We start from the raw sequence: 19628 nt of genomic DNA, 5'->3' as shown, positions 1-19628 counted from the left end.
TGGACGCAGCCTTTCCTGGCGGCACGGCAACGACGCCCGGTGCCGGAGGAGGCGGAGCGATGAACGGACCCATCCTGGTGCGCGCCATGGCGTTGGCGTGTGTCGTGGGCGCGTTGCTGTCGGGCTGCGGCGGCGAGGCGGACGGCGCGGGCGGCGCGGCCGCCGCGCCCGGTTCCGAGGCGTACCTGGCGTCGATCGAGGGCGATCTGCGGCAGTTGCTGACCCCACCCTCGCAGGGCTGGCCGGGTCCGGAGCGGGCGCCGAGGCCGACGCCCGGCCGGAACATCGCGATCATCTCGTCCAGCCAGGCGTCCGACGGCACCTCGCTGGCGGTCGGCCAGGCCGTCGAGGCGGTGCGGGCGCTGGGGTGGACCGCCCAGGTCTGCGACGGGCGGGGCGATCCGGCCGGCTACGACCAGTGCGTGCGCAGCGCGGTGTCGGCGAACGTGGCCGGGATCATGGCCGTGTCGGTGCCGCCCGCGCTGATCCGCCCGGCGCTGGAGCTGGCCAGGCAGCGGCGGATCCCGTTCGTGAGCGAGTCGGACACCAGCGCGGCGGACCCGCTGGTGGCCGCGGTCGCGCCGCTGCCGTGGGCGGCGCAGGGCGCGGCGGTGGCGAAGTGGATCGCGAAGGACAGCGGCGGCAGGGCCGAGGTGTTCGTGATCCGCAACGACGAGTTCGCCGGGGTGAAGGAGCGCTCCGACGCGCTGGTCGCCGAGCTGCGCCGGTGCCCGGGCTGCCGGGTCCTCGACGAGCAGCAGATCGTGTACACCGAGGCGCTCTCGCCGCGCATCGGGCAGATCATCAAGGCGGCCGGCGACCGGTTCGGCCCGAGGCTGCGGTACGTCGTCTCCCCGTACGGCGCGACCGAGTCGTTCACCGTGCCCGCGTTGCGCGCGCTGCGGCGCGACGACGTCAAGCTGGCGGACTTCGAGAGCCAGGCGCAGCAGACCAGGAACTGCCGCAACGGGGACGTCGACGTGCTGGGCGCCTCGCTGGTGAGCTGGCACGCCTGGGCCGGGGTGGACCAGTTGCTGCGGGTGGTGGAGGGCGCGCCGCCGGTCGACGCGAACTACGTGCCGCACTTCCTGGCCACGCCCCAGACCTGCCCCGCCGCCGGGACCGTGGAGGACCTCGCCAGGCTGGACTTCCGCGCGAACTACCGGCGGATCTGGACCGGCGCCTGATGGCCGCGCGCTTCGACGGCCGGGTGGCGCTGGTGACCGGCGCCGCGCGGGGGCTGGGCAGGGAGATCGCGCGCGCGTTCGCCGACGCCGGGGCGCACGTCCTGGCGGCCGACCTCGCGGCCGACGCGCCGAGCGCCGACCGGATCGTCCCGGTGGCCTGCGACGTGACCGACGCCGACCAGGTCGCGGGGGCCATGGGGTTCGCCGTCGAGCGGTTCGGGCGGGTGGACGTGCTGGTCAACAACGCGGGGGTGTCGACGGTGGCCCCGGTGGCGGGGATGGCCGAGGCGGACTTCGATCGGGTCGTCGGCGTCAACGTCAAGGGCACGTTCCTGTGCTGCCGCGCGTTCGCGGCGCTGGCCCCGGAGGGCGGCGTGATCGTGAACGTCGCCTCGCAGGCCGGCAAGCGCGGGGTGGCGAACATCGCGCACTACTGCGCGGCCAAGGCGGCTCAGGTCAACTTCAGCCGGGCGCTCGCGCTGGAGCTGGCGCCGGCCGTGCGGGTCAACTGCGTGTGCCCGGGCATCGTCGAGACCGAGCTGGTCGCCGAGCAGCTCGGCGCGCAGGCACGGGCGAGCGGGCGCAGCGAGCGCGAGGTCCGCGACGCCTGGCTGGCCGAGGTGCCGCTGCGGCGGTTCCAGCCGGCGGCGGCGGTCGCGGCGGCCGTGCTGTTCCTGGCGTCGCAGGACGCCGCCGAGATCACCGGCGAGGCGCTCAACGTCTCCGGCGGGATGGTGATGCACTGATGCCGCCGCTGATCGACGCGCGCCGGGTGGTCAAGGACTTCGGCGCCACCCGGGCGCTGGCCGGGCTGGACCTGCGGGTGCGGGCGGGGGAGATCCACGCGCTGGTGGGCCGAAACGGCGCCGGCAAGTCGACGTTCATCAAGATCCTCGCCGGGTTGCACGAGCCGGACGGCGGCGCGATCGAGATCGCCGGTGAGCCGCTGCGGCGCCGCCGTGACCGGATCGCGTTCATCCACCAGGACCTCGGGCTGGTGGAGGCGATGAGCGTGGCGGACAACTTCGGCCTGGTCGCCGGGTTCGGTTCCGGGCGGGGCCTGGTCGCCGACCGGCGGCTGCACCGCGAGACCGCCGCCAGCCTGGCCGCGCTCGGCGTCACACTCGACCCGCGCACGCTGGTGTCCGAGCTGCCGGTCAGCGACCGGACGCTGGTCGCGGTGGCCCGCGCGCTGCACCTCGACGCCCGGGCGGTGGTGCTGGACGAGCCGACCGCGAGCCTGCCCGCCGCCGACGTCGAGCGGCTGTTCGGCGCGCTGCGGCGGCTGCGCGACCGGGGCGTCGGGGTGCTGTACGTGAGCCACCGGCTGCCCGAGGTGCGCGCACTGGCCGATCGCATCACCGTGCTGCGCGGCGGTGTCGCGGAGCTGACCGTGCGGCCGGAGGAGGCCACCGAGGCCCAGCTCGCCGCGAGCATCATCGGCGCGGCCGTGGCGCGCGGGCCCCGGGCGGCCCCGAAACTCGCCGGGGACGGGGTCGCGCTGCGGGTACAGGGGCTGGTCGCGGGCGGGGTCGGCCCGCTGGACGTCCAGGTGCGCGCGGGCGAGGTGATCGGCTGCGCGGGCCTGCGCGGCGCCGGGCAGGAGGCGCTGGGGCGCGCGCTGTACGGGCTGCTCGGCTGGACCGGGGCCGTCCAGGTCGGCGGCGTCGACTACCGCGCCGCCGCGCCCGCCGACGCCCTGCGCGCCGGCGTGGCCTACGTCGGCGGCGACCGGGGGCTGTCGCTGGCCCGGGGCCTGACCGTGGCGGAGAACCTGCTGATCAACCCGGTGCGCCGGTGGGTGTCGCCCCGGCGCGAACGTGCGCTGGCCCGGGCGCTGATCGAGCGGTACGGGATCGTCGCGGGCGGTTCGGCGAGCCTGGTCGGGACGCTGAGCGGCGGGAACGCGCAGAAGATCGCGCTGGCCCGGGCGCTGGAGGCCGCGCCGAGGGTGCTGCTGCTGGAGGAGCCGACCGCCGGGGTCGACGTCGGGGCGCGGGCGGAGTTCTACCGCCTGGTCGACGACGCCCGCGCTCGCGGGCTGGCCGTCGTGCTCGCCTCATCGGACGAGGAGGAGATCTGCGAGATGTCGGACCGGGTACTGGTGTTCGGTCGCGGCGGCGTGCGCGCGCACCTGGCCGAGGGGGAGGTCACCGCCGACCGGGTCGGGTCGGCCGTGATGGGGGTGGTCCCCACATGAGCCAGACGGTGACGTCCACCGCCGCACCCGCGCGCGAGGCCGCCGAGCCCGCCCGGCGCCTCGGCGACCTGGTCTCCCGCTACGCCCTGCTCGGCGTCTTCGTGCTGGTCGTCGCGGTGTTCTCGATGCTGCGCCCGCAGACCTACCCGACCTGGCAGAACGCCACGTCCATCCTGGGCAACCAGGCGATCACGCTGCTGCTCGCGCTGGCCGTGCTGGTGCCGCTGCTGGTCGGCGAGTTCGACCTGTCGGTCGCGGCCACCTTCGGCTTCTGCCAGCTCCTGGTGGTCGGGCTGCTGGTGCGCTCCGGGCTGGGCGTGGTGCCGGCGGTGCTGGTCGCGGTCGGAGTCGGCGGGCTGGTCGGCGTCTTCAACGCGATCCTCATCACCCGGTTCGGGGTCAGCTCGTTCATCGCCACGCTCGGCACCCAGACCCTGCTCGGCGGCGTCGCGCTGGCCTACTCCGGCGGCCAGGTCGTCCAGGGCGACCTGCCGGCCGCGTTCCTGGACGCCGGCCAGGGCGCGGTGGGCAAGGTCTCGCTGGTGACGATCTACGCGCTGGCGGTCGCGGTGCTGCTGTGGTTCGTGCTCGCCCGCACCGCGCTGGGCCGGCGCCTGCTCGCCACCGGCGGGAACCGGGACGCCGCGCGGCTGTCCGGGGTGCGCACCCACCGCATGGTCGTGTTCGCGTTCGTCACCTGCGGCTGCCTCGCGGCCGCGACCGGCGTGGCGATGGCCGCCGAGCTGGGCAGCGGACAGCCCCTGGTCGGGCCGTCCTACCTGCTGCCCGCGTACGCCGGCGCGTTCCTCGGAGCCACCACCGTCACCCCGGGGCGGTTCAACGTCTGGGGGACCGTGATCGCGGTGTACGTGCTGGCCGCCGGCGTCACCGGGCTGCAGCAGCTCGGCGTGGCGTCCTGGGTCGAGTACGTGTTCAACGGCGCGGCGCTGCTGCTGTCCGTGATCCTCTCCGGCTACGCCGCCCGCATCAGGGCGTGGCGGCGAGCCCGGAGCAACGACAGGAAGGAAACCCGGTGAGCCAGGAGCAACGGGCGCGGATCGCGCAGATCGGCGTGGTCGTGCGCGACATGCGCGCCACGATGGAGGAGTACCACCGCACGCTGGGCTGGGGCCCGTGGTCGGTGTTCGTGCTGGACGGCGACCGGCACCACCACACCCACCTGCACGGCCGGCCCAGCCCGTACTCGATGCGGATCGCCGTCACCACCGTGGGCGGCATCGACTACGAGCTGATCGAGCCGCTGGAGGGCCCGAGCATCTACAAGGAGTTCCTGGCCGCGCACGGCGAGGGCATCCACCACATCCTGTGCGACGCGCCGGACGGCTCGGCCGCGCTGAACCAGCGCCTGACCGGCGCCGGGATGGCGATCTCGATGGGCGGCAGCGTCGGCGCCAACCTGGAGTACCAGTACCTGGAGGCCGAGGGCGTGCTCGGCGGCGTCGTGATCGAGACGTACTCCGGCGACGTCGAGCCGCCCACCTACGTCTGGCCGGGGGAGGGGACCGATGGGGCTGTTCGGTAGCGCGGGCCGGTTCGTCGGCTACTTCGGCACCCCGCTGACGCCCTACGACGACGACCTGGAGATCGACGCCGAGACGTTCGTCAAGCACGTCCGCTTCATGGTCGACTCCGGCGTCTCGGCGCTGTGCTGGCCCATGCACCTGGCCGAGTCGCTCAACCTGACGGTCGAGGAGCGCACCGAGCTCGCCCGGCTGACCGTGGCGGCGGTGGCCGGCGACGTCCCGGTCACCATCCACACCAGCTGTCCGGGCACCGACCAGGTGATCGAGCTGTCCCGGCACGCCCAGCGGGTGGGGGCGGCCGGCGTCGTGGTCGCCACCCCGTACCACTGGCGGCCGGTGCCGGCGGCGCTGGAGGCGCACTTCGCCGCCGTCGGGCAGGCGATCGACATCGACCTGCTGACCTACAGCTACCCGGACGCGATGCAGGTCACGGTCGACGCCGGGCTGGCCGCGCGGCTGATCGAGCGGCTGCCGAACTACCTGGGCGTCAAGGACGCGGGCTACGACATGCAGGACTTCACCGAGCTGTGCCGGGTCACCTCGGGCCTGCGGCCGGACTTCTCGGTGTTCACCGGGATCGAGTACCTGCTGCCGAACATGGCGGTCGGCGGCGCGGGCTCGTTCTCGGCGTGCGGCATGGTGGCGCCCCGGCTGCTGCGGTCGCTGTACCAGGCGGTCTCGAAGGGCGACTACGCGGCCGCGCTGCCGCTGCAGCACCGGATCTCCCGGCTGTGGTTCCTGCTGCGGCCCGGCTACCCGGCCACGATCAAGGCGGCCATGGAGATCATGGGCCGCCCGGTCGGCGGGGCGCGGCTGCCGATCCTCGCGCTGGAGCCGGCGGCGAAGGAGGCGCTGCGGGCGCGGCTGGCCGAGTGCGGGGTGCTCGACGAGGAGCCCTACGGCTGGGACGCGACCGGGACGCCGGACCCGGAACGGGCGGGGGCGGCCCGTGCCTAGGCCGAGCGGGCGGCTGGCGGCGTTCCTCGGGCCGGGACGGCCGATGGAGATCAGGGAGTACCCGGTGCCCTCGCCGGAGCCGGGCGCCGCCCTGGTGCGGATGACGGTGGCCAACGTCTGCGGGACGGACCTGCACCAGTGGCGCGGCGAGTTCGACATCGCGCGCCTCGGCCGGCCGTACCCGCAGGTGCTCGGGCACGAGATGACCGGGGTGGTGGCCGCGCTGGGCGCCGGGGCGGGACGCGACAGCGCGGGCGCGCCGCTGGCGGAGGGCGACCGGGTGGTGTTCCGCTACTTCACCCCGTGCGGCCGGTGCCGCGCCTGCCTGCGCGGCGTCAGCAGGGCCTGCCCGGACGCGCGCGGCTACCTGCGTGAGCCGTGCTCGCGGCCGCCCCACTTCAACGGCGCGTTCGGCGACTACTACTACCTGCGGCCGGGGACATCGCTGTTCCGGGTGCCGGACAACCTGGCGGACGCCGTGGTCGCCGGTGTCAACTGCGCGCTCAGCCAGGTCGTCGGCGGGTTCGACCAGGTGGGCCTGGGGATCGGCGAGCAGGTGGTGATCCAGGGCGCGGGCGGGCTCGGCCTGTACGCCACGGCGGTCGCCCGCGAGCTGGGCGCCGGGCAGGTGATCGTGGTGGACGGCAGGGCGGAGCGGCTGGAGCTGGCGCGGCGGTTCGGCGCCGACCGCACCATCGGCCTCGCCGAGCTGCCCGACCCGGCCACGAGGGCCGCCCTGGTCAGGGAGCTGACCGGCGGATGGGGCGCGGACGTGGTCGTCGACGTCGCCGGGCATCCGTCGGCATTCAACGAAGGGATAGCGATGCTCGGACGTACCGGGCGGTACCTGGAGATCGGCAACCTGCACCCGGGCGTGACGGTGCCGGTCGACGTCAGCGAGCTGGTCTTCCGCAACGCGACGGTGCACGCGAACTTCTACTACGAGCCGGCGCACCTGGCGAGCGCGCTCGGGCTGCTCTCGCGCACCAGGGACGACTACCCGTGGGACGCGGTGACCGGTCGGTCGTTCCCGCTGGCGGAGATCAACGAGGCTTTCCTCGCCGCCGACCGGGGCGACGTCGCGCGCGTGAGCGTCACGCCGTGAGCGGCATCCGGATGTTCATCGGCGGGCGGTGGCGCGAGCGCGAGCCCGAGGACGGCTGGCGGCACGTCGACCCCGCGACCGGCCGCGCGGACTTCACGGTCCCGGTCGCGTCCGCCGCCGATGTCGACGGCGCGGTGCGGGCCGCCCGCCGCGCCTTCGACGAGGGCCCGTGGCCGCACCTGGCGCCCCGGGAGCGCAAGCTCGCGCTGCGGCCGCTGGCCGACCTGCTGCGCCGGCACGCCGACGAGCTGCACCGGCTGCAGACCCGCGACAACGGCATCCCGATCGGCTTCGGCGCCTCGTACCGGATGTCCGCGCACCTGGCCGCCGACATCGTCGAGTACCACGTCGGCTGGATCGACAAGCTCGGCGGCGACGCGCCCGCGCCGTTCAGCGCGCACACGCCCACCCAGGCGCTCGTGCTCAGGGAGCCGGTCGGCGTGGTCGGGGCGATCACCCCGTTCAACGGGCCGGTGCTGCAGTTCGCCCAGAAGATCGCCCCCGTGCTCGCCGCCGGCTGCACCGTCGTGATCAAGCCGTCCGAGTTCGCCTCCGGCGTGGCCCACCGCTACGCCGAGCTGATCGCCGAGCTGGACCTGCCGCCCGGCGTGTTCAACCTGGTGACCGGCCTCGGCGAGACGGGAGCCGCGCTCGCCGCGCACCCCGGCCTCGACAAGATCACCTTCACCGGGCGCCGCGAGATCGGCGAGCGGGTGGTCGCCGGCGCCGGCACCAGGGGCGTCGCGCTGGAGCTGGGCGGCAAGAGCCCCAGCATCGTCTTCGACGACGTGCCCGACCTCGACGCCGCCGCCCGCACGGCGATGAGCCTGGTCACCATGGGCCTGTCCGGGCAGGTGTGCTCGACGCAGACCCGCTCGCTGGTGCAGCGCGGCGTCTACGACGCGTTCCTCGACGCCGCCCGCGCCCAGACCGCCGAGGTCCGCTACGGCGACCCCTGCGACCCGGCCACCACCTCCGCCCCGATCATCACCCCGCCCTCGGCCCGCCGCGTGCTGTCCCTGGTGGATGCCGCGGTGCACGGCGGCGCCCGGCTGGTCACCGGCGGCGGCGCCGCGCGACCGGCCGGCGCCGCGGCCGGCGGCAACTGGGTCGAGCCGACGCTGCTCGCCGACGTGGATGCGCGCGCCCCGCTGGCCCGCGAGGAGGTCTTCGGCCCGGTGCTCGCGGTGATCCCGTTCGACGACGAGGACGACGCGGTGCGGCTGGCCAACGACTCGCCGTACGGGCTCTCGGCCGGCGTCTACACCGGCGACCTGGCCCGCGCGCTGCGGGTCGGGCGGCGGCTGCGCACCGGCACCGTCGGCATCAACGGACCGTTCGTGTTCACCCCCGGCACGCCGTTCGGCGGCTACAAGGCCTCCGGGCTGGGCCGCGAGGGCGGACGAGAGGGGATAGCGGAGTTCCTCGAAACCAAGACGATCACCGTTCGCCTCGACAACTGAACCATCACGACAAGGGACGACACCACATGCTGCTGCGCAGGACCCTGGGCCAGGACGGCCCCGCCATCGGCGCGATCGGCTACGGGGCGATGGGCCTCTCGGGCGTCTACGGCCCGAGCGCCGACGCCGACGGGATCGCCACCATCCACCGCGCCGTCGAGCTGGGCATCAACCTGATCGACACCGCCGACGTGTACGGCGACGGCCACAACGAGCGGCTGGTCGGGCGCGCGATCGCCGACCGCCGCGACCGGGTGGTGCTGGCCACCAAGTTCGGCGGCGGCCCGACCGAGCCGGGCGGCGGCGGGCTCGGCCGGCCGGAGCGGGTGCGCGGCTGGCTGGAGGCGAGCCTGCGCCGGCTCGGCACCGACCACGTCGACCTGTACTACCTGCACCGCGTCGACCTCGCCACGCCCATCGAGGACACCGTCGCGGCGATGGCCGAGCTGGTCGCCGAGGGCAAGGTCCGCGCGCTCGGGCTGTCCGAGGCCGGCGCCGACACCGTCCGGCGCGCCAACGCCGTCCACCCGATCGCCGCGCTGGAGACCGAGTACTCCCTGTTCAGCCGCGAGCCCGAGCGCGAGCTGCTGGCCCTGGCCCGCGACCTGGGCATCACCTTCGTCGCCTACAGCCCGCTCGGCCGGGGCGCGCTGACCGGCGCCATCACCGGCGCCGCCGACCTGCCCGCCGACGACTGGCGCCGCCGCTCGCCGCGCTTCGGCGAGGCCCACCTGGACGCCAACCTGCGCATCACCCGCGCGCTCGCCCCCATCGCCCGCGAGCACGGCATCGCGCTTGCGCAACTCGCCCTGGCCTGGCTGCTGCACCGAGGCGACCACGTGGTCCCCCTGCCCGGCACCCGCACCATCGCGAACCTGGAACGCAACGCCGAGGCCGCCACCGTCACGCTCACCCCGGCCGGCCTCGCCGCCATCGACGCCGCCGCACCCCCCGGCGCCGCCGCCGGCGACCGCTACCCACCGGAGTTCATCGCCGCGCTGGACGCGTGAGGCCGTCGGCGCAGCGTGGCGAAGAACGCCCGGATGTCGCCGGCGAGCAGGTCGGGGGCCTCCATGGCGGCGAAGTGGCCGCCGCGGTCGAACTCGGACCAGTGCACGATCGTGTGTTCGGCCTCGAGGGTGCGGATCGACACATCCAGGGGGAACACGGCGACGCCGGTGGGCACCGTGGAACGCGCACCGGCGCCCCAGGCCCCGGCGTGCGCGGTCTCGTAGTAGCTGTTGGCCGAGGAGCCGTGATGTGTGGTGCGCGGTGACGCCGGCGGACGGGGCGACGTCACGCGGGGGCGCCCAGCGGCGGGTGCTCGAGCACGCGGGGCCTGTACTCGACCAGCTGGATGCGGCCGTCGAAAGTGCGGTGATCGATCATCTCGAGGGCGACGTCCGGGTAGCCGTCGTAGATGCGTTCCGCGCCCGTCGCCCCGGTGATCACGGGGAACATCACGACTCGGAAGCGGTCGACGAGTCCGGCTCGAAGCAGGGACCGGCTCAGGCGCAGGCTGCCGATCGTGCCGAGCAGCCCCGAGCCGTTCTCCTTCATGGCGCGGACCGCCTCGACGGCGTCGCCGCGCACGAGCGTGGAGTTGGCCCAGGTCAGTGGCTCCTCGAGCGAGGAGGAGAACACCACCTTGGATGCTTGCGTGAGCCCGTCGAGGGACGCCGCTTCCTCGGCCCTGAACTCGTATTCACCGTTCGGGACCTGGCCGGCGGCGAAGCCCGACATCTGGCGGTAGGTGTTCGCTCCCATCAGGTGGGTGACCTCGGGCTGCTCGCCGAGCCATGCGAGGTACTCCGGGCCCTCGAGGCCCCAGAACCCGGGCCAGCCCTCTCCCGATGCGTAGCCGTCGAGGGAGGTGATGAAGTCGACGAGAAGCTCTGCCATGACGGTGTCCTTTCCGCGGGTGCTACGAGCTTCGACCGGCCGGGAGCCACGAACTCATCGGCCGCGCTGTGGGGTAACCAGGAACCCATGACGCCGCGGCCGATCGTCTCGTAGGCCCCGCCATTCACCCAAGGTGCGGAGCCCACTCGACCGTCGCTCGACACGGCGTCCGACCGGGCCTGATCACCGCTTCATGCGATAACGCCTCGCCGGGCGGACCGGATCGTGCTCAGGTGTCGGGTCAATGTCTCCGCGTAGTTGGCTAGTCGGCCTGTGGCCTGGGCGCACCGATCGTGGAGTGCGTCGATCTCCGCGTCGGTGAGGTCTAGCTCGAGAGGATCACGCTCTCGGAGTTGCTCGGCGAGAGTGGGCAGCTCACCCAGCCGCACCGACGCGGCCAATGCATCGGCCACGGCGACCGCGGCGGCGCGAATGTCCTCAACCACCGGGTGCGGTGTCCCGCATGCGATGAGCGCGTTCACAAGTTGCTCAGCATCGGGCAACTCGGGCAGACGGTGATCGGCCCACACCGTGCCCCAGAGTCGCCGACGATATGTTTCCGCGTTGAGGTCGTCCCTGTCCTCGGAAACGATCAACTCACCCTGGGCGGATCGTCGCATCACCAGGCCATTACGAGCCGCTAGGTCCTTGACGGTATAGAGCAGATCGCGATGTTGGGCGTCGCTGTCGAGCACCGCCCCTGCCATCCAGCCCGCCAGCCCGACCAGTTCACTGACCTGCTCAGGCTCCTCGAACACCGCCGAGGCGGCGTCGCACGCCCACGCTGCACACGGCGCGGCCACGACCACCCGGTCACGATCGATCGGCGTGCCGGTCGCCGTGGCCAGCAGCGCATAGCCGGCCACGTCGGCCCACCATGCCACAAATTCCCGGGCTGTTCGATCAAGCTCACGCTCCGCGTCGACGGCCAGATTCACTCTCAGCGACGCGACGATCTCGCGCGGATTCGGCCACTCGTGCCGTGGTACCTGCCTTTGCTCGAGGAGCCGGTCGCTCTCTTTCGACCAGCTGTCAACGGCCCTCTCGGCGGCGGTGTGATCACGAATCAACTCAGCGGCTCCCGTGGCCAGCTCAGCGAACAACGCATCCACCGCCTCGTCATTCAGAAACTGTGGTCCGAATTCTTCTCCGAAATCAGTCACCGCTATCCTTTTCTGTTAAACCTGCGGGCTCCGGGTCTGAGTTTTGGCGAACGCCGTCGATTCGGAGACCGTAGCGCATTAATGCGACACCGATATCGCCAAGTCGTTACTCAGGAGTAGTGCGGCATGGCTACGTCTACCTGTTGAACCTTCGGCGACGGCCGCGAGGCGCGGTCAGGTCCAGCGGGAACCGCGGACGGACTGGTCCCACATGTCGTCGAGCTCGCGGCTCAACTCCGGACCGGCGTCGTGCCGGATCTCCTGCCGCTCCGTGATGACGTCTCGTGCCCGAGATTGGCGGCGGTGGTCAGATAGGTCCTTACGTCACCGTCCGCGAGTCGCTCACGGCATCTCGTCGCCGCCCGGGGCGCTCGAGGTCTGGAATAGCTCGGCTGCGCTCTCGGCCGAGATCGATCGGCGCTGTGAGAGGGCGGTCTGTCGAGCTGTGGGGGTGTTGAGCACCGGGGTTGTGGTTACCCACGGTGTGTGGAGGACCTGCGCGAGCCGGCCCGGATCGCCGCGCGCGCCGGGTTGGCCGCCAATGGTCTGATCCATCCGCTGGTGGCCTGGCTGGCGGTACGGGTGGCGTTCGGCCGAGGAGGGCGCGCCGACCAGGCCGGGGCGCTGCAGACGATCTCCGCCGAGCCGGACGACGCGGCATTGCGGCCGCTCGTGTTCGAAGGTGTCCAGCGCCCGCTCCACGTATGCCTTGTCCCGGCTGTAGCCGGCGGCCGGCCAGCCGTGCGTCGGCCAGGTCTCGTCGACGGCATGGTCGTCTTATGCGTGCCGGAGCGAGGCGACCAGGTGCGGGCGCCGGCCGTGCTTGGGGCGGAGCGTGAGGTCCCAACCGTCCGTGACGGCGGCGAGGGCCAGCTCGACGGTGCTGGGCAGCGCCACCGGTGAGCGGAACACCGCGTCGAGGGTGTGCGCCTCCGGCAGCCGGCCGGCCACCGAGGCGACGCAGCGGGCGGCGGTCCACATGCCGTGCGCGACGGCGCCCGGGAAGCCCAGCGGCCGGGCCGAGAGCGGGTGGAGGTGGATCGGGTTGACGTCGCCGCTGACGCGGGCGTACCGGCGGCCGGTGTCCGAGGCGACCCGCCAGCGCGCGGCGGGGTGTTCCGAGCGCACCTCCCGGGGCTCGGGGTCGTCCGAGTTGCCGCCGGGCGCGGTGGCGCCGCGCGCGAGGTAGGTGCCGCGCCCGGTCCAGGCGGTCTCGCCGCTCGCGGCCAGCTCGCTGACCAGGTCGAACCGCGCGCCCCGCCGGTGCGCGCGGGGTGGCTCGGCGCGTACCCGCAGCGTCAGCGGGCGGCCCTGCTCGATGCGGCGCCGTTGGGCGACCCGTTGGCGCAGGTGCACCAGGCCGGGGAGGCGGAACGGGAAGCCGGGTTCGGTCATCAGCGCGAGCTGCAGCGGGAACGCGAGGACCTGCGGGTAGGTGGTGGGCAGGGTCCCGTCCAGCGCGAACCCGCACAGCCGGCAGTAGTCGGCGAGCCGGTCGGGGTCGACCGTCACCTCGTCCAGGACGAGCTCGCGCCCGCCGACGGTGCCGTCCCGGCGTCGGCGGGGCAGCAGCGCGGCCAGGTAGCGGGGCGCGAGGCGGGGCGGGGCGGCCAGGTGTTCGGTGGCCATCGCGTCAGGCCCCGAGCATGCTCTGCCCGCAGACGCGGACCACCTGGCCGGTGACGCCGCCGGTGCCGGGTTCGGCGAGCCAGGCGATGGTTTCGGCCACGTCGACGGGCAGCCCGCCCTGGCGCAGGCTGTTGATGCGGCGGCCGGCCTCGCGGGTGGCCAGCGGCATCGCGCCGGTCATCTCGGTCTCGATGAAACCGGGGGCCACGGCGTTCACCGTGACCGACCGTTCGGCCGCCGAGGGGGCGAGGGCGCGGACCATGCCGATGATGCCGGCCTTGCTGGCCGCGTAGTTGGTCTGGCCCCGGTTGCCGGCGATGCCGGTGGTGGAGGACACCGAGACGATCCGCCCGCCCGGTCGCAGCGGGCCGTGGTCGGACAGCAGCGCGGCGTTGAGGTCGAGCTGGGCGCGCAGGTTCACGGCGAGCACCGTGTCCCAGCGCTCGGCGTCCATGTTCGCCAGCAGCTTGTCCCGGTTCACGCCGGCGTTGTGGACCACGACGTCCAGGCCGCCGTGCCGTTCGCGCAGGTGCGAGACCAGCCGCGCCGGCGCGTCGGGGGTGGTGATGTCGAGCTGCAGCGCGGTGCCGCCGGTCCGGTTGGCCGTGGCGGCAAGGGCCTCGCCGTGCGCCGGGAGGTCCACGCAGACCACGGTGGCGCCGTCGCGGGCGAGCACCTCGGCGGTGGCGGCGCCGATGCCGCGCGCGGCGCCGGTGACCACGGCGACGCGGCCGGCGGGCGGCGGGCCGCCGTCGGTGCGCGCCGGGTCGATCCGGATCACCTGTCCGTCCACGTACGCCGAGCGCGCGGACAGCAGGAAGCGCACGGTGGAGTCGCCCGCCCTCGGGTCCGCGTCGTCGGCGACCAGCACCAGGTTGGCGGTGGCGCCGTCGCGCAGCTCCTTGGCAACCGACCGGACCAGCCCCTCCAGCGCCTGCCGGGCGGCCGCCGCCTCCACCCCATCGGCCCGCTCGGGCGGGCCGGCCAGCACCAGCAGCCGCCCGGACGGCCCGAGCCGGCGCACGCAGGTGCGCAGGAACTCCATGGCCGCGCCCAGCTCGGCCAGCTCGGCAAGGCCCGTCGCGTCCAGCACCGCCGCGCCGAGGCGTCCGCCCGGGTCGGCGGTGGCGTCCGGTTCGAGCAGCGCCTGCACGTGGTCGGCCAGCCGCCGGCTCGGGCCCGCGGCGCCGATCAGCACCGGGCCGTCGACCAGCGGCTGGCCGGGGTGGTGGCGGCGCAGCTCGGCGGGCCGGGGCAACCCGAGCCGCCGGGCCAGCGGCCCGCCCACCGGCGCGTTCAGCATCCGGGCGTACCAGTCGGTCATGGCGCCTCCAGGATCGCCGCCACCCCCTGGCCGCCGGCGGCGCAGATCGAGATCAGGCCGCGCCCCGAGCCCTGTTCGGCGAGGAGCTTGGCCAGGGTGGCCACGATGCGACCGCCGGTGGCGGCGAACGGGTGGCCGGCCGCGAGCGAGGAGCCGGCCACGTTGAGCCGGGACCTGTCGATCGGCCCGAGCGGTGCCTCCAGCCCGAGCCGCTCGGCGCAGTACGTCTTGTCCTCCCACGCCGCGAGGGTGGCCAGCACGGTGGAGGCGAACGCCTCGTGGATCTCGTAGAGGTCGAAGTCCCGCAGCGTCAGCCCGTTGCGTTCGAGCAGCCGGGGCACCGCGTGGACGGGCGCCATCAGCAGGCCCTCGTCGCCGTGCACGTAGTCCACCGCCGCGGTCTCGGCGTCCACCAGGTGCGCCAGCACGGGCAGCCCGTGGCGTGCCGCCCACTCGTCGCTGCCCAGCAGCACGGCCGACGCGCCGTCGGAGAGCGGGGTGGAGTTGCCGGCGGTCATGGTCCCCTCGGCGCCGCCGAACACCGGCCGCAGCCTGGCCAGCGACTCGGTCGAGGCGTCCGCGCGCAGGTTGGCGTCCCTGGTCAGCCCCAGGTACGGGGTGAGCAGGTCGTCGAAGAAGCCTCGGTCGTAGGCGGCGGCCAGGTTGCGGTGGCTGGCGGCGGCCAGCTCGTCCTGCTCGGCGCGCCCGATCCCCCACCGGGCGGCGGTGATCGCGGCGTGCTCGCCCATGGACATGCCGGTGCGCGGCTCGGCGTTGCGCGGCACCTCCGGCACGACCTGGCCGGGGCGCAGCCCGCGCAGCGCGGCCAGCCGGGCGCCGGTGGTGCGGGCCTGGTTCAGCCGCAGCAGTACCCGGCGCAGCTCGTCGTTGAGCGCGATCGGCGCGTCGCTGGCGCTGTCCACCCCGCCGGCGATCCCGCTCTCCACCTGCCCGAGGGCGATCTTGTTGGCCACCGCGACGGTGGCCTCCAGCCCGGTGCCGCAGGCCCGCTGCAGGTCGTAGGCCGGGGTCGCCGGGGACAGCCAGCCGCCCAGCACCGCCTCCCTGGTCAGGTCGCGGTCCCTGCTGTGCTTGAGCACCGCGCCGGCCACCACCTCGCCCAGCCGACGCTCGCGCAGCCCGAAGCGGGCCACCAGGCCGTCCAGCGTGGTGGTGAGCATGTCCTGGTCGGACGCGCGGGCGTAGTGCCCGCCGGAGCGCGCGAACGGGAGCCGGTTGCCGCCGAGCACGGCCGCGCGGCGAGTGGTGTCCGCCATGACGAGCTCCCGTGGTAGTCGACGCCGGCACCGGGTACCACACCGGTGGGCACCCGTCCGCCGATCCGCATCGGAGTCGCCATGAGTACCACGCCGAGCACCACCTCACGCGTGCCTTCCGAGATCGACATCGAGGCGTTGCGCACCCTGCTGGACGGCCGCTGGCGGGCGGTCAGGGCGGACGTTCGGGCCCAGTTGGGCGAGCGGCGGCTGCATCCCGACCCGGAGTGGAGCGTGGCCGAGCACCGCGCCAGGGTGGCGGAGGGCATGCGGCTGCTCGCCGAGAGCGGCCGGCCCCGGCTCGGCTTCTCCGCGCGCCACGGCGGCCGCGACGACATCGGCGGCTCGGTGACCTCGATCGAGATGCTCGCCTACGGCGACCTGTCGCTGATGGTGAAGGCCGGCGTCCAGTGGGGGCTGTTCGGCGGCGCGGTGCAGGCCCTGGGCACCGAGGCGCACCACGCCCGCTACCTGCCGGCGATCATGGACTACTCGCTGCCCGGCTGCTTCGCGATGACCGAGACCGGGCACGGCAGCAACGTCCAGGCCCTGGAGACGACGGCCGGCTACGACCCCGCGACCGGCGAGTTCGTGGTGCACACCCCGTCGCAGGCCGCGCGCAAGGACTACATCGGGAACGCGGCGGTGGACGGGCGCCTCGCGGTGGTGTTCGCCCAGCTGCTCACCCCGGGCGGCCGGCACGGGGTGCACGCGCTGCTGGTCCCGATCCGGGACCGCGAAGGCCGGCCGTGCCCCGGCGTGACCATCGCCGACTGTGGGCCGAAGGCCGGGCTGAACGGCGTGGACAACGGGCGGCTGAGCTTCGACCGGGTCCGGGTCCCCCGCGACGCCCTGCTGAACAGGTACGGCGACGTCGACCCCGACGGCCGCTACACCAGCCCGATCGACAACGAGAGCCGGCGGTTCTTCACCATGCTCGGCACCCTGGTCAGGGGCCGGGTCAGCGTGGCCGGCGCCGCACAGAGCGCCACCCAGACCGCGCTGGCCATCGCGATCCGCTACGGCCTGACCCGCCGCCAGTTCGCCGCGCCCGGGTCGACGAGCGAGCTGCCGGTGCTGGACTACCTCGCCCACCAGCGACGCCTGCTGCCGGCGCTGGCCACCACCTACGCGCTGCGGTTCGCCCAACAGGCCCTGGTGGAGACCCTGCACGAGGTGCAGACCGGCGGCACCACCGACGAGTCCGCGCAACGCGAGCTGGAGACCAGGGCGGCCGGGATCAAGGCGGTCGCCACCTGGCACGCCACCGCGACCATCCAGGCCTGCCGGGAGGCCTGCGGAGGCGCCGGCTACCTGGCCGAGAACCGACTGCCCCAGCTCAAGGCCGACACCGACGTGTTCACCACGTTCGAGGGCGACAACACGGTGCTGCTGCAGCTCGTCGCCAAGGGCCTGCTCACCCGGTACCGCGACCACGTCGGCGACCTGGACACCCTCGGCATGATCCGGTTCATCACCGAGCAGATGGCCGACATCGTGGCCGAGCACACCGCCGCCCGCCGCCTGGCCCAGCACCTGCACGAACCGCGCCCCGACGACCCGGACTGGCACCACTCCCTGTTCGCCGACCGGGAAGACCACATACTGGCCGGCCTGACCCGGCGGCTGCGGCGCGCCACCGCGCCCGGCGCCGACCCGTTCGCGGTGTTCAACGCCGCCCAGGACCACGTGCTGGCGGCGGCCCGCGCCCACGTCGACCGGCTGGTGCTCGACACGTTCACCGCCGCCATCCAGAGATGCCCGGACCGCGGCGTGCGCGAGCTGCTCGACCGGCTCCGCGCCCTGCACGCGCTCGACCACATCGCGGCGGACCGGGGCTGGTTCCTCGAACACGGACGCCTGACCCCCAACCAGGCCAAGGCCGTCACCGCCACGCTCAACCACCTCTGCGCGGAGCTGCGCCCGCACGCGCGCACCCTCGTCGACGGTTTCGACATCCCCGAAGCCTGGCTGGACGCCGCCATCGTGCGACCGTGACGGTTCGGACCGGCCGGTTCATGTTTGGCGCCGGCCTGAGCGGGGATGGTGACGAAACCGTCCTCGGCCGGGAAGAGGAAGTCTCATGCCAACGCAGACCGTCGGTGACTACGTCTTGCGTCGCCTCCGCCAGTGGGGCGTCGAGTACGTGTTCGGTTACCCGGGTGACGGCATCAACGGCATCATGGCCGCGTGGGTGCGAGCCGGCAACGAGCCTCGGTTCGTGCAGTCCCGCCATGAGGAGATGTCGGCGCTCGAGGCCGTGGGCTACGCGAAGTTCTCCGGGCGGGTGGGCGTGTGTGCCGCCACGTCGGGCCCGGGGGCGATCCACCTGCTCAACGGGCTGTATGACGCCAAGCTCGACCACGTGCCGGTGGTGGCCGTCGTCGGGCAGACCAACCGCGGCGCGATGGGCGGCTCCTACCAGCAGGAGATCGACCTGCTCAGCCTGTACAAGGACGTGGCCAGCGACTACGTCCAGATGGTCACGGTCCCCGAGCAGCTGCCCAACGTGCTGGACCGGGCCATCCGGGTGGCCACCGCGCGGCGCACCGCCACGGCGGTGATCATCCCGGCGGACGTGCAGGAGCTGGACTACGTCGCGCCCGGGCACGAGTTCAAGATGGTCCCGTCCAGCCTGGGGCTGACCCAGCCCGGCCAGGTGCCCGACAGCGATGCCCTCGGCCGTGCGGCCGAGGTGCTCAACGCCGGCGAGCGGGTCGCGATCCTGGCCGGTGCGGGCGCCCGAGGTGCCGCCGAGGAGCTGCGCCGGGTCGCCGAGCTGCTCGGGGCCGGGGTGGCGAAGGCGCTGTTGGGCAAGGACGTGCTCTCCGACGAGCTGCCGTACGTGACCGGCGCGATCGGGTTGTTGGGCACGCGGCCCAGCTACGAGATGATGGCCGGTTGCGACACGCTGCTCACCGTCGGTTCGAGCTTCCCGTACACCCAGTTCATGCCCGAGCTCGACCAGGCCCGCGCGGTGCAGATCGACATCGACCCGACGCTGGTCGGCATGCGCTATCCGTACGAGGTCAACCTGGTCGGCGACGCCGCCACCACGCTGCGCGCGCTGATCCCGTTGCTGGCCGAGCGCACGGATCGGTGCTGGCGCGAGCGGATCGAGTCGGACGTGGCCCGATGGTGGGAGACCATGCGGATGCAGGCCGAGCTCGAGGCGGACCCGATCAACCCGATGCGGCTGTTCTCCGAGCTGTCCGAGCGGCTGCCCGAGGACGCGATCGTGACCGCCGACTCCGGCTCGGCCGCCAACTGGTACGCCCGCAACCTGCGCTTCCGAGGCCGGATGCGGGGTTCGCTGTCCGGCACGCTGGCGACCATGGGCCCCGGTGTGCCGTACGGGATCGGGGCCAAGTTCGCCCACCCGGACCGGCCGGTGATCGTGCTCGAAGGCGACGGCGCCATGCAGATGAACGGTCTCGCGGAGCTGATCACCATCAAGCGGTACTGGCAGGAGTGGAGCGACCCCCGGCTGGTCGTGGCGGTGCTGCACAACAACGATCTCAACCAGGTCACCTGGGAGATGCGCGCGATGCAGGGCGCGCCCAAGTTCGCCGAGTCCCAGTCGCTGCCCGAGGTCTCCTACGCGGCGTTCGCGCGGGGCCTCGGGCTCGACGCGATCGCCGTGGACAAGCCCGACGAGATCGTTCCCGCCTGGGAGCGGGCGCTGGGCGCCGACCGCCCCTCGGTGCTCGACGTGCGCTGCGACCCCAACGTGCCGCCCATCCCGCCACACGCCAGCTGGGAGCAGATGAAGGACTCGGCGCTGTCGATGGCGCACGGCGACGAGGACCGCTGGGGCGTGCTGAAACAGGGGGTCAAGACCAAGCTGCAGGAGTTCCTGCCGCATCGGAGATGACGG

Annotated in this window: 17 protein-coding genes and 1 pseudogene; 12 read left to right on the top strand and 6 right to left on the bottom strand. The window is 73.7% G+C overall.

Annotated features, from left to right (window positions below; all coding sequences use genetic code 11):
• The first annotated feature begins 59 nt into the window (after positions 1–59).
• Genes N912_RS0120570 through N912_RS0120530 form a run of 9 tightly spaced genes read left to right on the top strand, consistent with a single transcriptional unit; the run spans position 60 to position 9466 of the window.
• On the top strand, positions 60–1187 hold the full coding sequence (locus N912_RS0120570) for a sugar ABC transporter substrate-binding protein (RefSeq protein WP_028923885.1): 1128 nt from the start codon (positions 60–62) through the stop codon (positions 1185–1187).
• Positions 1187–1933 carry an SDR family NAD(P)-dependent oxidoreductase gene (locus N912_RS0120565; RefSeq protein WP_028923884.1) on the top strand — a complete coding sequence of 249 codons (747 nt, stop codon included), beginning with the start codon at positions 1187–1189 and terminating at the stop codon, positions 1931–1933. Before N912_RS0120570 ends, N912_RS0120565 begins: the two co-directional genes overlap by 1 nt.
• Entirely contained in the window at positions 1933–3387 is a 1455-nt protein-coding gene (locus tag N912_RS53395; protein ID WP_037065782.1) for a sugar ABC transporter ATP-binding protein, read from the top strand. Before N912_RS0120565 ends, N912_RS53395 begins: the two co-directional genes overlap by 1 nt.
• Positions 3384–4424 carry an ABC transporter permease gene (locus tag N912_RS0120555; protein ID WP_028923883.1) on the top strand — a complete coding sequence of 347 codons (1041 nt, stop codon included), beginning with the start codon at positions 3384–3386 and terminating at the stop codon, positions 4422–4424. Before N912_RS53395 ends, N912_RS0120555 begins: the two co-directional genes overlap by 4 nt.
• Positions 4421–4930: a VOC family protein gene (locus N912_RS53390; protein ID WP_051580512.1), complete on the top strand. Its 510-nt coding sequence runs from the start codon at positions 4421–4423 to the stop codon at positions 4928–4930. The genes N912_RS0120555 and N912_RS53390 overlap by 4 nt, the downstream gene beginning before the upstream one ends.
• Positions 4914–5888 carry a dihydrodipicolinate synthase family protein gene (locus N912_RS0120545; RefSeq protein WP_028923882.1) on the top strand — a complete coding sequence of 325 codons (975 nt, stop codon included), beginning with the start codon at positions 4914–4916 and terminating at the stop codon, positions 5886–5888. The genes N912_RS53390 and N912_RS0120545 overlap by 17 nt, the downstream gene beginning before the upstream one ends.
• Positions 5881–6993: a zinc-binding dehydrogenase gene (locus tag N912_RS0120540; RefSeq protein ID WP_028923881.1), complete on the top strand. Its 1113-nt coding sequence runs from the start codon at positions 5881–5883 to the stop codon at positions 6991–6993. The genes N912_RS0120545 and N912_RS0120540 overlap by 8 nt, the downstream gene beginning before the upstream one ends.
• Entirely contained in the window at positions 6990–8456 is a 1467-nt protein-coding gene (locus N912_RS0120535) for an aldehyde dehydrogenase family protein (protein WP_028923880.1), read from the top strand. The genes N912_RS0120540 and N912_RS0120535 overlap by 4 nt, the downstream gene beginning before the upstream one ends.
• Before the next feature lie 26 nt (positions 8457–8482).
• Entirely contained in the window at positions 8483–9466 is a 984-nt protein-coding gene (locus tag N912_RS0120530) for an aldo/keto reductase (protein WP_037065780.1), read from the top strand.
• Here N912_RS0120530 and N912_RS0120525 read toward each other — a convergent pair.
• From N912_RS0120525 to N912_RS0120515, 3 genes are all read right to left on the bottom strand, one after another.
• Positions 9430–9756 (bottom strand): alpha/beta fold hydrolase family protein, encoded by a 327-nt coding sequence (locus N912_RS0120525; RefSeq protein ID WP_028923878.1) that lies wholly within the window; start codon positions 9754–9756, stop codon positions 9430–9432. The two genes, N912_RS0120530 and N912_RS0120525, sit on opposite strands and share 37 nt — an antisense overlap.
• A complete protein-coding gene (locus tag N912_RS0120520) occupies positions 9753–10358 on the bottom strand; it encodes a dihydrofolate reductase family protein (RefSeq protein ID WP_028923877.1) in 606 nt (201 codons plus the stop codon). Before N912_RS0120520 ends, N912_RS0120525 begins: the two co-directional genes overlap by 4 nt.
• 191 nt (positions 10359–10549) lie before the next feature.
• Positions 10550–11521, bottom strand: coding sequence for a hypothetical protein (locus tag N912_RS0120515; RefSeq protein ID WP_028923876.1), 972 nt, complete (start codon positions 11519–11521; stop codon positions 10550–10552).
• Between the two features lie 486 nt (positions 11522–12007).
• On the opposite strand from N912_RS0120515, the pseudogene N912_RS67040 reads away from it, so the two are divergent.
• Positions 12008–12112, top strand: a pseudogene (locus N912_RS67040) (hypothetical protein); the annotation flags it as partial.
• Between the two features lie 186 nt (positions 12113–12298).
• Here N912_RS67040 and N912_RS67035 read toward each other — a convergent pair.
• From N912_RS67035 to N912_RS0120495, 3 genes are read right to left on the bottom strand one after another with little or no spacing between them, the layout of a single operon-like run.
• Complete coding sequence (locus tag N912_RS67035) at positions 12299–13150, bottom strand: MaoC family dehydratase (RefSeq protein ID WP_028923874.1); 852 nt, start codon at positions 13148–13150, stop codon at positions 12299–12301.
• A 4-nt stretch (positions 13151–13154) separates the two neighbouring features.
• Positions 13155–14474: a 3-oxoacyl-ACP reductase gene (locus N912_RS0120500; protein WP_028923873.1), complete on the bottom strand. Its 1320-nt coding sequence runs from the start codon at positions 14472–14474 to the stop codon at positions 13155–13157.
• On the bottom strand, positions 14471–15751 hold the full coding sequence (locus N912_RS0120495; RefSeq protein WP_028923872.1) for an acetyl-CoA C-acetyltransferase: 1281 nt from the start codon (positions 15749–15751) through the stop codon (positions 14471–14473). Before N912_RS0120495 ends, N912_RS0120500 begins: the two co-directional genes overlap by 4 nt.
• Positions 15752–15832: 81 nt before the next feature.
• On the opposite strand from N912_RS0120495, the gene N912_RS0120490 reads away from it, so the two are divergent.
• Positions 15833–17749, top strand: coding sequence for an acyl-CoA dehydrogenase family protein (locus N912_RS0120490; RefSeq protein WP_051580639.1), 1917 nt, complete (start codon positions 15833–15835; stop codon positions 17747–17749).
• Between the two features lie 85 nt (positions 17750–17834).
• Positions 17835–19625 carry a thiamine pyrophosphate-requiring protein gene (locus N912_RS0120485; RefSeq protein WP_028923870.1) on the top strand — a complete coding sequence of 597 codons (1791 nt, stop codon included), beginning with the start codon at positions 17835–17837 and terminating at the stop codon, positions 19623–19625.
• Positions 19626–19628 lie beyond the last annotated feature (3 nt).

Origin of the sequence: Actinospineispora acaciae DSM 45401, assembly GCF_000620785.1 — a bacterium.
Classification (GTDB): Bacteria; Actinomycetota; Actinomycetes; order Mycobacteriales; family Pseudonocardiaceae; genus Pseudonocardia; species Pseudonocardia acaciae.
This window is presented reverse-complemented; position numbering and strand designations above follow the sequence as displayed.

Coding starts and splice junctions, on each gene's coding strand:
- N912_RS0120570 (WP_028923885.1), top strand. CDS start 60: ATGAACGGACCCATCCTGGTGCGCGCCATGGCGTTGGCGTGTGTCGTG.
- N912_RS0120555 (WP_028923883.1), top strand. CDS start 3,384: ATGAGCCAGACGGTGACGTCCACCGCCGCACCCGCGCGCGAGGCCGCC.
- N912_RS0120485 (WP_028923870.1), top strand. CDS start 17,835: ATGCCAACGCAGACCGTCGGTGACTACGTCTTGCGTCGCCTCCGCCAG.
- N912_RS0120530 (WP_037065780.1), top strand. CDS start 8,483: ATGCTGCTGCGCAGGACCCTGGGCCAGGACGGCCCCGCCATCGGCGCG.
- N912_RS0120565 (WP_028923884.1), top strand. CDS start 1,187: ATGGCCGCGCGCTTCGACGGCCGGGTGGCGCTGGTGACCGGCGCCGCG.
- N912_RS0120500 (WP_028923873.1), bottom strand. CDS start 14,474: ATGACCGACTGGTACGCCCGGATGCTGAACGCGCCGGTGGGCGGGCCG.
- N912_RS0120490 (WP_051580639.1), top strand. CDS start 15,833: ATGAGTACCACGCCGAGCACCACCTCACGCGTGCCTTCCGAGATCGAC.
- N912_RS0120520 (WP_028923877.1), bottom strand. CDS start 10,358: ATGGCAGAGCTTCTCGTCGACTTCATCACCTCCCTCGACGGCTACGCA.
- N912_RS0120495 (WP_028923872.1), bottom strand. CDS start 15,751: ATGGCGGACACCACTCGCCGCGCGGCCGTGCTCGGCGGCAACCGGCTC.
- N912_RS0120545 (WP_028923882.1), top strand. CDS start 4,914: ATGGGGCTGTTCGGTAGCGCGGGCCGGTTCGTCGGCTACTTCGGCACC.
- N912_RS53395 (WP_037065782.1), top strand. CDS start 1,933: ATGCCGCCGCTGATCGACGCGCGCCGGGTGGTCAAGGACTTCGGCGCC.
- N912_RS67035 (WP_028923874.1), bottom strand. CDS start 13,150: ATGGCCACCGAACACCTGGCCGCCCCGCCCCGCCTCGCGCCCCGCTAC.